Source organism: Pseudomonas sp. NPDC078416 (assembly GCF_050268485.1).
In the GTDB taxonomy this organism is placed as follows: domain Bacteria; phylum Pseudomonadota; class Gammaproteobacteria; order Pseudomonadales; family Pseudomonadaceae; genus Aquipseudomonas.
In genome coordinates this window covers 1-13,033 of the sequence record NZ_JBNNGV010000005.1, presented here as the reverse complement: position 1 = coordinate 13,033, position 13,033 = coordinate 1, and the positions used below count along the sequence as shown (strand labels likewise).

The following is a 13,033-nucleotide window of genomic DNA, read 5'->3' as shown; positions in this document are numbered from 1 at the left end:
ACGGTGTTGAAGGCGCAGGATGCCGGCGCGCGCGGGTCACTGATAGGGCGTCTGCGTCCGACGGCGGCCTGGGCGCTGGCACCCGCGGCGGCAGTGCTGGCAGCGTTCTGGCTATTGCCGCTGGCGCACCTCATCTTGCTCGGCGGCCAGCAGCGGGACGGCGCCGGCAGCGGCTACTGGCAAGTGCTCAGCAGCCCGCAGTACCTGGGCAGTCTGGCGCAAACCTGTGTGCTCGCCGCCGTGGTGACCCTCGCCGCGCTGTTGGTCGGCGGCATCACCGGGGTGTTTCTCGCCCGTCAGCGTTTTTTTGGACGTACCACACTGGTGGCGCTGCTAACCTTTCCACTCGCGTTTCCTGGCGTGGTGGTGGGCTTTCTGGTGATTCTGCTGGCAGGGCGGCAGGGTCTGTTCGCCATGCTCGGCCTGAAACTGGCCGGTGAGCGCTGGGTGTTCGCCTATTCCCTGGCGGGCCTGTTCCTCGGCTACCTGTATTTCTCGATTCCGCGAGTGATCCTCACGATTATGGCCGCCTGCGAAAGCCTCGACCGCAGCCTGGAAGAGGCCGCGCATTCCCTCGGCGCCGGGCACTGGCGGGTGGTGTGTGATGTGATCATTCCAGGGCTGGCCCCAGCGCTGGTGTCCTGCGGCGCGATCTGTTTCGCCACGTCCATGGGCGCGTTCGGCACGGCGTTCACCCTCGGCACCCAGCTGAACGTCACCCCTGTGGCGATCTACAACGTGTTCACCAATTACGCCAACTTCACCGTCGCCGCAGCGCTGTCGGTGGTATTGGGCGCGCTGACCTGGGCGGTGTTGCTGCTCGCGCGGCGCATGGTCAAGCAATCGGGGACGGTCCTGTGAAGCGCTCATCGCTGTTCATTGTGCAGTTGCTGTTCACGCTGCTGGTCTGCGCCTTCATGTTGGTCCCGATGCTGATGTCGCTGCTGGCCGGCCTGACCCGCAACTACTTTCAGGGCGTGTCCAGCGGCTTGACCTTCGACTGGATCACGCAAGTCTGGCAGGCCTACTCGCCGACCGTCTGGTTGTCCCTGCAACTGGCCCTGGCCTGCGCGGTGTGTGTCTGCGTGATTGGTGTCCCGGCGGCATACGCGCTGGTGCGGATGAACAACCGCTTCAGTCGCGCCTTCGAGGAATTGATGGTCTTGCCGGTCGCCATGCCCGGCCTCGCCAGCGCCCTGGCCCTGCTGCTGACTTATGGCCAGTTCGGCAGCTTTCGCAGCAGTTGGTTGTTCATTCTCGTCGGCCATGTGCTGTTCACCCTGCCGTTTCTGGTGCGGCCGGTGATGGCCGTGATGCAGCGTCAACACCTGCCGACGCTGGAGGAAGCGGCGGCCAGTCTCGGTGCCGGGCCGTTTCGACGGTTTTTCAGCGTCGTGGTGCCCAACTGCCGCGCGGGAATTCTCGCCGGCGTGCTGATGGTGGTGACGTTGTCCCTGGGCGAATTCAACCTGACGTGGATGCTGCACACGCCCATGACCAAAACCCTGCCGGTCGGTCTGGCCGACAGTTACGCCTCGGCGCGGCTGGAAGTGGCCAGCGCCTACACCCTCATATTTCTGCTGATGATCGTGCCGCTGCTGGTGGCGTTGCAGGCCATCAGTACGCGCCTTTCCCGTGGAGAGCAAAGATGACTGGAACCACGCTGCGCCTGATCGGTTGCCGCAAGGCCTTCGCCGACGGCACTGTCGCCGTTCACGACCTCAACCTGACCATCGAGGCGGGGGAGACCCTGGCGATTCTTGGCCCGTCCGGCTGCGGTAAAACCACCACCCTGCGGATGATCGCCGGGCTGGAGCGGCCGGACGTTGGCCAAGTATTTTTCGGCGATCAGGACGTCACCCGTCTGCCGATCGAGCGCCGCGATGTTGGCATGGTCTTTCAGAATTACGCGCTGTTTCCCAACCTCTCGGTGGAAGGCAACATCGTGTATGGCCTGAAGGTGCGCGGCATGGCCGTCGCCGAGCGCAACAAGCGCTGCGCCGAACTGCTGGAACTGGTCGGCCTGCAGGAACACGCCAAACGCGGCATTCACGAGCTGTCCGGCGGGCAGCGTCAGCGGGTGGCACTGGCCCGCGCCCTGGCGCCACGGCCGAAAGTCCTGTTGCTCGATGAACCCCTCGCGGCATTGGACGCGCAGCTGCGTGAACGCCTGCGCAGCGAACTCGATCAGCTGCTGCGCGGCCTTGGCATCACCTCGGTGTTCGTCACCCACGATCAGGGCGAAGCCATGGCCCTCGGCGACCGGATCCTGGTCATGCAGCAAGGGCGCATTGCCCAGCTCGGCACCCCGCGTGAAATCTATCAGCAGCCTGCCAACCCTTTTGTGGCCGGTTTCGTTGGCAATCTCAACGCCTTCTCGGTGGCAGCCCGCACCGTCAACGGACTGAAAGTCAGCGGCGGCGAACTGCCGTGGAGTGGGGCGGGTGAGCCGTCCACCGTCTATTGCCGGCCCGAGCACCTGCGGGTGGTGAAGGGCGAAGGGCACCTGCACGGGCGTTTGCTGGGTCAGTTCTTCCAAGGCGCGCAGAGCCGCTTGCTGATCGAGGTCGGCGCGGTGCAACCCTTGCTGGTCGACAGCGCCGACAACGTCATTCATGCCCCGGGTGATCTGATCGCCCTGGCCGTTGAGCCGCAGGCGTTGTTCGCCCTGCACCCGTAATCATTGTGTAAGTGAGTTGAATGTGAACGTCCCGTTTGTCATCGCGCAGATCAGCGATCTGCACCTCAAAGCCGGCAACAAGCTGACCTACGGCGTGGTCGACACCCTCGGCGCGTTGCGTCGAGCGGTTGATCATCTGAATGCCAGCACGCCGCGCCCGGACATCGTGGTGATCAGCGGCGATCTGGTGGATTTCGGTCGGCCGGATGAATACGCCGTCCTGCACCCCGAGCTGGCGCGCCTGACCATGCCGTACTACCTTGTGCCCGGTAATCACGACGTCCGCGAGCACCTGCTGGCCGAATTCGCCGATCACGTTTACCTGCCGCTCTGTCCCAAGTCACCCCTGGATTGGGTCGTCGAGGAGCACCCGGTGCGCCTGATCGGACTGGATTCGACGATCCCTGGTGCCCACGGCGGGCAAGTGCTGGACAGTCAGATGGCTTGGCTGGATGACGTGCTTGGTCGCCGCCCGAACGTGCCGACGCTGTTGATCATGCACCACCCGCCGTTTGTCACCGGGATCGGCCACATGGAACGCGAAGGGTTCATCAACGGCGCGGCGCTGGAGCAGGTGATCGCCCGTCACCCGCAAGTGGAACGTGTTCTGTGCGGCCACTTGCATCGGGCGATGCAACGGCGCTTTGCCGGCAGCATCAGCTGCACCTGCCCGGGCACCTCGCACCAGATCGTGCTAGACCTGCGCGAGGACGCCCCGGCGCATTTCAACCTTGAGCCGGCGGGCTACCTGCTGCATCGCTGGGAAGCGGAGCAGGGGCTTGTCACCCACAACGGCGTGTTCGGTGATTACCCGGGGCCGTATCCGTTTTATGACGCGCAGGGGTTGATCGACTAAGCCGCACCCGGTCTCGGATGATGCCTTAAAGCTCCAGTTCGGGACTGACGAAGGGGGTTTTGCGGGCGCCATCGGGGGGAGGGGGCGTGATGAAAATGACGTCATCTATAGTCGCTCTATAATTGCTTATAAACGCAGGCTCGACAAAGACAACGACTGCCATCCGCTTCGACCTTTTCATAGACCCTGAGAGCGTACGTGAGCGGTTTGCCGAGCTTGTTCGGGCACAGGCGGATGAATTGAACGCGAACCTCAAGACGGTGATCCACAGCCTCACCCCGATCCAGTCCGCCGTGATTCGCGTCATGGGCAGCATGGGCGACAGCTACGCCCCCTTCGAGGCGCCCACCCTGGCGTTGTATGCCGCAGCGCTGAAGCAGGCGGGGATCGTAGAAAGCGACATCAAGGTTGAGGTGCCCGGCGTGCAACAAACCCTCATTGCCTTGCAGGAAAAGAACCTGGTCTGGAAGGCTTCGCGGGGTGTGTATGCGGTGGAAGAGCACGTGATCGTTGATCTGCTTCGCGCCGACGGGCTGCTGGAAGGCTTGTAACCTCGCGGCAGCCCGCAATGTTTACCTCTTGAGGGCAATGGCCTCCTGGACAAGGCACTCAATGGCGAACTGCTCGGTGTAGGTCATCTGAATGGGCGTTGTTTCGCCTTTGACGGTTCTTTCGCCGTCCAGGATGTAGCGGATGCGCTTGTCCGTGACGCCAATGCGCTTCGCGATCCACGAAGGTGTTTGTCCAATCCGCGAAATCAGCTTGTCGGCGTATTCGGTGGAAGGGTTATAGAGTTCTGCGTTGGGTGTCATGTGACGTCCGGATAGAGGTTGGGCAATGTGTGTTCAGGCGAATGCTGCACAGTGTGCCAATAACCGGCCTGTGTCGCGACCCTGATGGCGTTCGCCAAAGGCTGCGACGGTTCTGATGGGGAAGGCCCGGGCAAGCATTCACCTGGATTCAAGCGGCGCTGCCCGTTCTGGCTGCCCGTGCAACTGCTGAAGATACGGATTCAGGCGAAATCAGGTTTAGAACATTTTAGAGCCAGAGTGCGTGAAGATTTAATCATGGCAGCACATGCATCACGCGTGACGGGTTTACTGAAAAGATAACCCTGAATGTGATCGCAGCCATGTTTGACCAGCAGCTCCAGTTGCTCGAATGTTTCGACACCTTCCGCAATGACGTTTAGATCCAACTCGTGCGCCAATACGATTACCGCTCGGGTAATCGCAGCGTCTTCATGATTGCTTGTTATATCTTTAATGAACATCCTGTCGATTTTGAGTGTGTCGATAGGGAATCGCTTCAAGTAGGCCAGGCTGGAATAACCCGTCCCGAAGTCATCCACGGAAAGACCTATGCCGTATGACTTTATCTCTCGAAGTATTTCAACCGCCGACTCGGGCTCAATCATCAGCACGGATTCAGTGAGTTCCAACTCTAAAAGCGCAGGGTTAATACCGTATTCTTCCAGGATCTGCTTGACGATTTTAGCCAGGCCCTTTACCTGAAGCTGCCTGGCTGAAAGGTTGATGGCGATCGGTACCACTGCCAGATGGTTATCTTCCCAGCTTTTCAGGGTTTCACAGACTTTCCGGATAACCCATTCACCCACAGGGATGATCAGGCCGGTGTCTTCAAGCATGGGGATAAAATCGGCGGGAGAAACAAGGCCGAGCTCTGGATGATTCCACCTCAGTAAAGCCTCCAAACCACTGATACTGCCATCGGCGAGGCTGACCTTGGGCTGAAAATGCAGAATGAACTCGTCGCGACCCAGCGCGCCCCGCAATAGCGTTTCAGTTTGCAAGCGCTTGACGGCACTTTCATTCATCTCGGTGGTATAAAACTTGAAATTATTACGACCGCTCTTTTTTGCATGGTACATCGCGGTATCAGCATGCTTGAGGATGACCCCAGCGTCATCCCCGTCAAAAGGGTAATTGGCGATGCCAACGCTCGCTGAAACGAATATATCCTGGCCACGAAGATTAAAGGGTTTTGCCAAAGCGTCGACAATATGGGTCGCAAGCGATTTGATGGAGCTCGCCGAATAAACAGGCTGTGTGACCACAACCGAAAATTCATCGCCCCCCAGCCGCGCAACCAGACTGTCGTCACCGATGTATTCTTCCAAGCGCCGGCTCGCCTGGATGAGCAATTCATCCCCCACGGAATGCCCCATGGTGTCGTTCACGGTTTTGAATCTGTCCAGATCGATGAACATGACGCTTATTGCAGAGGGCGCGTATGCCGTGCGGCTGATTGCAGCGTGCAGGTAATTATTGAGAAACCAGCGATTAGGCAGCTGTGTAAGCGAATCATTTTCGGCCAGAGAGGTGAGCCTTTTCTTTGCGTCATCCCGTTCAATCGCAGCGGCCAACAGGTTTGCCAGCGTCTGGAGGTAGCTGACATCTTCACGTGTAAAGGAGTGCCCCGTAGTGGCATAAACCCCGAGCACACCCTTCAGGGCATCCCCGCAAGGTATATCAACCTCTACATGACTTCTAATGCGCTCAGCTTCGACTGTGTCGACCGAAAGCAATTTGCACGTCGCATCCGGCGTATCGGAAATAATGTTAAGCCCGACAGAATAACCCATACCGCTCAAGCATTCATTCGAGTAGCCATTACGGATATCCATGTTGGTCAAGCCAGTCTCAGCGTTGAGGATGACTCCGTGACTCACCCGATCAACGACCAATAAAGCGGCCTTGCTCATGTTCAACCCTTGCGCCGCCGTCAATGCGGCCCGTTCACCCAGGGCGCTGACGTTTTCCTGTGTCAGTGCCTGCTGGCCAAACAAGGCGATCAGGTGTTGCCTTCTGGCGTTATCCAGAATCGCCACCTCAAACTCTTTTCGATCCGTGATATCGATGTCGATGCAGATATATTTTTCAACGCCGCCCCTGTCATCGAGAATAGGGATGATGGTGCGTTGATGCCATTTCTCGGTACCGGCACGACCTGCAAGCCTGACCTCACCGTTCCACACTTCACGTCCAGGTGCCCACTGCCACGGCTGAGTGGCTGAAGACATGCCGTTCCAGACTTGATCGATCGTCAACTCTAAAAGCTCGGCGCGCGTACGTTGCGAGCTTGTCACGAATCGTTCGTTGACATAGGTGATGCGACCGGAGGGCGAACATTCGCAAACGATTGAAACTTCATCCAAAGCGTTTTTATGCTGCATCAGGGTGTTCATCAACGATTCGATGCGCTGACCAAAGTGATTGCGCATGTTGGCTGCCGTGCGGTTTACCGCTTTTATGGCCTCCTGTATTTCGACGGGAGCATCCGCGACCAACATGGCTTCTGCTGCCACTGCGCCGGAAGCGATTTCCGCTTCATAGGAGTGAAGCTTGTCCAGCTGGGCAAGCGAACGCTTGATCACCCATCCCATCAACAGCAGGCTTGTGAGCAAAAAAAGCACTGCCAGTACCGTCGCTTGCACCACCAGATTACAAAGTTCGGTGGCTATTTTCTCGGCGTTGAATGACAGGCGCATCACGCCATAATCTTTGCCACCGATCGTGATCGGGCGGTTGACATCGAACAATCGTGCAGCGACCTCGGACTCTATCCACGCGGGGGCCCTGCCAACCGGCGCACTGGGTGCCTGCAGGCGAATGACGCCACCCGACAGGTCAATAAACATGGCTGACTGGAATGGCGAGCGAGCCAGGGTCTTTTCGAGGGTTCTTTTGATGGTGTCGTAATCGCCTATGACGACACTTTCCTCCACGGCTTGCGCGGCCACCTCTATGAGCATGTTGGCGGTGTCTTGTATTTCCTCGATATGCTGAAGAAGCTGAGTTTTATAAAAGAGACCCAGTCCGGTCGTAAGGAACACCACGATCAGAATAGACAGCATCCCTAATATTTGCGACGTCAGTGATTTGGGCTGCAGGCTTTTAAAGAAAGTCATTAATAGCCTCTTCAGCTAAATGTCAGATTATTTACTTAAGGTTTGCCGGCAAACTGCTGTAAAAATCACGATAGGAAGCGTAATCCGCTGCCGTCGCAGGAATAAAAGTAATCGGGGCGGGTGCATGGACCAACTCGGTCGCCTCATGAAGAATCTTGCTGCCGTCTTTATCGTACTGCATGTTAAAAAATGCGTTGGCTACCGCATCCAGTTCTTTTTGTGAAATACGAGGGGAGGCCATGAGAGCTAAATCATTGAACGAGGACGAATTCCACAATACGCGGAACGACTTACCTTCTCTCTCCGTGTAGCCGCTGACCAGCTGTGAGTTCACCCCCATCGCCTGGGCCTTGCCACTCAGCAGCTGGCTGAAGGCGCCGTCCATGTTGCCTGCAAATACCGTAGACGTATGGATCCCTTGCTTTACCAATTCCGCGCTGGTGACTTTGTAAGCAATGAACGCTTCGGGCCCCGGGTACACGACCTCTTTGCCTTCCAGTTCAGAAAGGCTATGGATGGGCGAATCCACAGGCACTACGATTTGTCCTTCGAGGGGAGGCGCATCACGGCGACCAAATACCTTCCAGCCCATTTTGTCGCGCTCTGGGCTAAAGAGATGATTGGTGAAAGCAAAATCAACTTCTTGTGCGAGCACATAACTGGTTGTGTCGGAGGAGGTACGGCCTAATTTAAGCGTAAGGTTCACCCCGCTTTTTTCGGACACATACCGTATGATCGGATTCCAGAAACTGGCTGAGAGATTAAGGTTGTATTGATTGACAGGCGAAAAGTTGTAGACTTTAAGGTCTTCAGAGACCGCCACAGTTGATAGCCCAAAAGACAGCGCAATAATAATGGCTTTGCAGGTTAGGCGTAACGTCACGTGTTCACTCCAGATGGTGACTGACTTCTCACCCAAAGGCGATTAAAGCCAGATTAAACTCGGCAATCTAATTTAATCGGCTGAAGAGCGGGGATCTGAAGCACCGGTTGCATAAATAAATAGTTAACTTCATTGGATCCACTAAGTCGCAATTAATCACTGACCCATTAGCGAAGGCGGTTAGCGTGTCCTCGGTTGGAAGTGCCCGCGCGGAAGGTGGCTACGAAGGCTTCATCGCTGGCCTGGAGCGGGTTTGCGCATGCGGGTGTATCGGTTCGCTGGGGGAGGGCGGCCGCTGGAGCCGACTCAAAGCTGTCGCTCACTTTCCGGAGCAACGTGATCGACATTGCTGCTCAGCCTGTACCAGTGGTTGAACGGCACCTGCGTCGCAAAAACGCTGAGTGACCGGCGCCACAATAGGGCGCATCACTCGGGTGTTATGATTCGAACCTGTATCACCTGCCAACGGATTGCCCATGGATCGCCTGTCTACCTTGTTATCGCAGTTCGGCGTGCGTGCGAACCTGTTTTACAGCGGCAAGCTGTGCGGTCTGTCTTCTTATGACGGCGCAGAAGGATCTGGCTATATCCACCTGCTGGAGGCTGGCAGTGTTACTTTGCTCGGACCCGATCGCAAGGACTTGCTGCTGATCCGGCCCAGCCTGATTTTTATGCCGCGTCCAAGTCGGCATCAACTGTTTGCCGGTGAGTCCGAGGGCGCTCGGTTGTTGTGTGCATCAATGGAGTTTGAGGGTGGGGTCGTTAATCCGCTGTCGGCTTCATTACCCGATTGCCTGGTGCTGCCCCTGGATGAATTACCCATGCTGGCCGATACGCTGAAATGGATGTTCAGCGAGGCAGCGGGCTCGCATTGCGGCAGGGAGGCGGCGCTGGAGCGGTTGTTCGAATTGCTGGTCATCCTGCTGTTTCGACATCTGCTTGATCACCACCAGTTGCATACCGGGATCATGGCGGGTCTGGCCGATCCGAGGTTGTCGCGCTCTCTTTTGCAGATTCACAACGCACCTCATCTGGCTTGGTCAATTGCGGGGCTGGCGAGTGAATCGAACATGTCCCGCGCGGCCTACGCAGTGCACTTCCGCGCAACCATCGGGCAGACGCCCGCCGATTATCTATTGAGCTGGCGTATCAGCCTGGCGCAGAAGCGTCTTCGTGAAGGCCGGTCCATCACTCTGATTGCTGCCGAGGTCGGTTATGAAAGTCCGTCTGCACTTGCCCGCGCGTTTCGTCGCAAGACTGGCTACAGTCCTCGGGACTGGATCAACGGCGTGGCGAGCGTAAAGGATGGGGCGACGACCTGACAGCAACGAACCGCTTCAGGCCATCCCGGGGGCAATCATCGGCTCATCGGCGTTCCAGCGCCATCAGCGAATGGCCGGCCACGAAAACCGAGGCGGCAAGCAGGCCGATATCTTTGAGTAGAAACTGGCCTGGCGCGACTGAAATAGCGGGGAAGCCAAGGCCGGGTTCGATCACGCCGGGGGTGGAGAACATGAAGCTCAAGGTGGTGAAAAACAGCCCGGCAGACAGCGCACCCCCTATCAATGACAGCTTGGGCGACAGCAAGCGGCCCGCAATGAGTGCACCGATGGACACTTCCAGAACGCCAAGCAGACTGGAGAAGGTGTCGACGCTGAAAATGCCATACACCCAGCCCAGAAACGGGCTGTTACTGACCAGCGGAACCAGCCCGACCGCTTCGTAGTGCGTGAACTTCATTGCGCCGAACCAGAAGTAAATGACGGCGAGCGCAAAATAGGCCCCATGGATACCAAGCGCCATGATCTTGAACCCAGGCGTTGAAGGGGTTTGTGCGTTGTTGGTTTCGTGATTCTCGATACTGTAGGTTTTCATGATCAATGCTTCCAGAAGTGTGATGAGGAACGCTGACTAGCAGCCCTGCGCGGTGTGCGCCGGGAGTAGAAACAGTGTTGCCTTTGCTGGCACGCTCGTGGGGTTTGAACGTATTGCATTCGGTGCAGATCGTCTTGAGTCATCCAGACTTAAGAGCCCGTTCAAGATGTTCAAGAAGTACGCGCACCCGGTTGGGTACGTACTGACGAGTAGGAAGCACGGCCGTTATGGAAAGTTGCTCAGGCACCACATCTTCCAGCTCGACGAGAACCAGACTGCCCTCCGCGAGCGCGCTGCGCACGTCCCAGTAAGTCAGCATGGCCAGACCCAGTCCCAATTTGCTGGCCGCTCTGACGGACTCGACACTATTGGCCGAGAACGATGCCTCGGCACGGATGGTGACCTCTTCTCCCTGATAGACGAATGGCCAATACGTCATGCCATGCAGGCCAATGCATTGATGATGCTTAAGGTCTTCAAGGTAGGTAGGCGTACCCTGCCTGGCGAGATATTCAGGACTTGCGCAGATGCCCCGTGGGTTCGGAGCAAGCGCGCGGGCGACCAACCCGGAATCGCTGAGTGTCGCGATGCGGATAGCCACGTCGATACCCAGGCCCACGATGTCTACGATGCGATCGGAGAGTGTCAGGTCAACCTGCAGCGCCGGGTTTTCTGCGAGCAGCCGGGGAATCACCGGCATGATCATTTCCTGGCCGAACACGGTGGGAGCGGTGACTCTCAGTAGGCCGCTGGCCGCCCCTGCATTGGCTTTCAATGTGGCCCGCGCTGCCTCGTCAGCCTCCAGCATGCTTCTGGCGAACGGTAACAGTACCTCTCCCTCGGGCGTGAGGGACGCAGAGCGGGTCGTTCTGTGAACAAGCCGCACCCCTAATTCCTTTTCCAGAGAGGCAAGTCGTCGGGACACAGTCATGGCTGACAGCCCAAGTCGTCTCGCCGCCCCTGACAGGCTGCTGGCGGTTGCCACGGCAGCGAACACTTCAACATCCTGAATCTGCATCGATTATATCTCTTAGCGTTACGCCGCCTTATCTCCCTGGCCGTCTTATACCTTCACCGGATCAGGGATATCGTCACCCACCATAAGGCCCTGGAAAATGAATCTCTGGCCAACGAGGGTTTAATCAAATGAACACGCCCAGCAAGAAGATCCTGGACACTTTCGACATCGGCGACCTGAAGCTGAAGAACCGGCTCGCTGTTGCACCGATGACTCGCGTCAGCGCAACTGAACATGGCAGTGCCTCGGAGGCGATGGGACGATACTACGAACGCTTCGCCAAAGGCGGTTTTGGGCTGGTGATCACTGAAGGGATTTACACCGACCAGAAATTCGCTCAAGGCTATCGGTTTCAACCTGGAATCACTGATGCTGAACAAGCCTTGGCCTGGCGAGCCGTCACCAATCGGGTACATCGTCATCAAGGCCTGATCATCGCGCAACTCATGCACGCAGGAGCCTTGAGTCAGGGAAACCGTTTCCTGAGCGAGACCGTCGGCCCTTCTGCCATACGTCCTGTTGGTGAGCAGATGAAGTTCTACTATGGCGAGGGCCAATACGCCGTGCCAAGGGTGATGACCGATGAAGACATCGCCGATGCGATTGAAGGGTTCGCCAATGCCGCGAGACTGGCAGTCGCAAACGCAGGGTTCGATGGTGTTGAAATTCATGGTGCCAACGGCTATCTGCTCGATCAATTCCTCACTGACTATACGAACCAGCGAACAGACCGCTGGGGCGCAAGCGTACGCAATCGCGTTGCCCTCACGCTGGAGGTGATCAAGGCCGTAAGAGCAGTTGTAGGGGAGGCTCGCGTGGGTGTTCGAATCTCACAGGGCAAGGTCAACGATTACGCCCACAAGTGGGCTGAAGGCGAAGCCGCCGCCGAGACCATTTTTGGATCGCTGGAAGACGCAGGTATCCAGTACATTCATGTCACAGAACACAAAGCGTGGGAGCCTGCCTTCAGCGAGAGCGGCCCCAGCCTCGTCAGCCTGGCTCGTCGTTATGCTCCAGGGGTCGCCATCGTCGCCAATGGCGGGCTGGAGAACCCTCAGCATGCCGAGCAAGTTCTCAATGACGGCGCTGACATCGTTGCGCTGGGTAAAGGAGCGCTGGCTAATCCTGATTACCCGAACCGTCTCTTGATGGGGCAGCCTTTGAAGGAGTTTGACTTCTCACTGCTAGGGCCTATCGCAAACATCAAAGACAGTGAGCTGGCTTAAGCTTTAGTCACTATTGAAATCCCGGAAAAACGGATTCAGTGATGTCTGCATTGGGGGGAAGTTTTCATGATTGACGTGTCCCGTGATGTGGCGGGTTACATGGCTTCGAGGGTACCGTGGCCGTTTGGCGTCTTGATCGAGGTGCACGTACCGGCCGGAACGTTTTTCCACGAGTTGGCCTGGTAGTCAGTCTTCGAAGTGCCAGCACACGTGGTGCCTGCGCCTGCTTTGCAATCGTTCTTGCCCGCCATGGAAACGCCGTAGCACTTCTCCATGGCTGCTGGTTTTTCGGCCGCCATGACGAAACCGGCAGCAACGGAAGACAGGGCGATTGCGATAGCGGCAATATTCATAGTTTTCATGGTCTTTCTCCGAGGATCTGGGTAGTTCGTCGACAGTTCAGCGATTTTTCGCTTTGCTTGCGATCCGTGAAGTAATTCGTCGCCAAATGCCAACCGGTTACAGCGACCGAAAAAAATATTTGAAATATCGTGAAAGAATTTGCGCCGCGCGGGGTTTCTCAGTTCACTGCCCACCGTGCGTTCAGTCGGTGCGCGCTCGTAA

13 protein-coding genes are annotated in these 13,033 nt (G+C 57.4%); 7 read left to right on the top strand and 6 right to left on the bottom strand.

What is annotated here, in order from left to right; genetic code table 11:
- Positions 1-3 precede the first annotated feature (3 nt).
- The 5 genes from ACQKEN_RS07885 to ACQKEN_RS07865 all read left to right on the top strand — a co-directional run bounded on the left by ACQKEN_RS07885 (position 4) and on the right by ACQKEN_RS07865 (position 4,087).
- Positions 4-861 (top strand): ABC transporter permease, encoded by an 858-nt coding sequence (locus ACQKEN_RS07885; protein ID WP_427685103.1) that lies wholly within the window; start codon positions 4-6, stop codon positions 859-861.
- Positions 858-1,652 carry an ABC transporter permease gene (locus ACQKEN_RS07880; protein WP_427684893.1) on the top strand — a complete coding sequence of 265 codons (795 nt, stop codon included), beginning with the start codon at positions 858-860 and terminating at the stop codon, positions 1,650-1,652. Before ACQKEN_RS07885 ends, ACQKEN_RS07880 begins: the two co-directional genes overlap by 4 nt.
- Positions 1,649-2,680: an ABC transporter ATP-binding protein gene (locus tag ACQKEN_RS07875; RefSeq protein ID WP_427684891.1), complete on the top strand. Its 1,032-nt coding sequence runs from the start codon at positions 1,649-1,651 to the stop codon at positions 2,678-2,680. Before ACQKEN_RS07880 ends, ACQKEN_RS07875 begins: the two co-directional genes overlap by 4 nt.
- A gap of 22 nt (positions 2,681-2,702) precedes the next feature.
- The gene (locus ACQKEN_RS07870) at positions 2,703-3,536 is read left to right on the top strand and encodes a phosphodiesterase (protein ID WP_427684889.1); all 834 of its coding nucleotides are present in this window, start codon (positions 2,703-2,705) and stop codon (positions 3,534-3,536) included.
- Between the two features lie 239 nt (positions 3,537-3,775).
- Positions 3,776-4,087: a hypothetical protein gene (locus tag ACQKEN_RS07865; RefSeq protein ID WP_427684887.1), complete on the top strand. Its 312-nt coding sequence runs from the start codon at positions 3,776-3,778 to the stop codon at positions 4,085-4,087.
- A gap of 21 nt (positions 4,088-4,108) precedes the next feature.
- Here the strand turns inward: ACQKEN_RS07865 and ACQKEN_RS07860 are convergent, their stop codons facing one another.
- From ACQKEN_RS07860 to ACQKEN_RS07850, 3 genes are all read right to left on the bottom strand, one after another.
- Positions 4,109-4,348 carry a hypothetical protein gene (locus tag ACQKEN_RS07860; RefSeq protein ID WP_427684886.1) on the bottom strand — a complete coding sequence of 80 codons (240 nt, stop codon included), beginning with the start codon at positions 4,346-4,348 and terminating at the stop codon, positions 4,109-4,111.
- A gap of 200 nt (positions 4,349-4,548) precedes the next feature.
- Positions 4,549-7,467, bottom strand: coding sequence for a putative bifunctional diguanylate cyclase/phosphodiesterase (locus tag ACQKEN_RS07855; protein WP_427684884.1), 2,919 nt, complete (start codon positions 7,465-7,467; stop codon positions 4,549-4,551).
- A 31-nt stretch (positions 7,468-7,498) separates the two neighbouring features.
- Positions 7,499-8,350, bottom strand: coding sequence for a phosphate/phosphite/phosphonate ABC transporter substrate-binding protein (locus ACQKEN_RS07850; RefSeq protein ID WP_427684882.1), 852 nt, complete (start codon positions 8,348-8,350; stop codon positions 7,499-7,501).
- Between the two features lie 476 nt (positions 8,351-8,826).
- On the opposite strand from ACQKEN_RS07850, the gene ACQKEN_RS07845 reads away from it, so the two are divergent.
- Positions 8,827-9,672, top strand: coding sequence for an AraC family transcriptional regulator (locus tag ACQKEN_RS07845; RefSeq protein ID WP_427684880.1), 846 nt, complete (start codon positions 8,827-8,829; stop codon positions 9,670-9,672).
- Positions 9,673-9,715: 43 nt separating this feature from the next.
- On the opposite strand, the gene ACQKEN_RS07840 is transcribed toward ACQKEN_RS07845, so the two are convergent.
- Together ACQKEN_RS07840 and ACQKEN_RS07835 are read right to left on the bottom strand one after the other, a co-directional pair.
- Positions 9,716-10,225: a YkgB family protein gene (locus tag ACQKEN_RS07840; RefSeq protein WP_427684878.1), complete on the bottom strand. Its 510-nt coding sequence runs from the start codon at positions 10,223-10,225 to the stop codon at positions 9,716-9,718.
- A gap of 139 nt (positions 10,226-10,364) precedes the next feature.
- Positions 10,365-11,243, bottom strand: a complete 879-nt coding sequence (locus tag ACQKEN_RS07835; protein ID WP_427684876.1) for a LysR family transcriptional regulator — start codon at positions 11,241-11,243, stop codon at positions 10,365-10,367.
- Positions 11,244-11,371: 128 nt separating this feature from the next.
- Between ACQKEN_RS07835 and ACQKEN_RS07830 the strand changes: the two genes are divergently transcribed.
- A complete protein-coding gene (locus ACQKEN_RS07830; RefSeq protein ID WP_427684874.1) occupies positions 11,372-12,469 on the top strand; it encodes an NADH:flavin oxidoreductase in 1,098 nt (365 codons plus the stop codon).
- A 95-nt stretch (positions 12,470-12,564) separates the two neighbouring features.
- Here ACQKEN_RS07830 and ACQKEN_RS07825 read toward each other — a convergent pair whose 3' ends face one another.
- Positions 12,565-12,831 carry a DUF2282 domain-containing protein gene (locus ACQKEN_RS07825; RefSeq protein WP_427685102.1) on the bottom strand — a complete coding sequence of 89 codons (267 nt, stop codon included), beginning with the start codon at positions 12,829-12,831 and terminating at the stop codon, positions 12,565-12,567.
- Positions 12,832-13,033 lie beyond the last annotated feature (202 nt).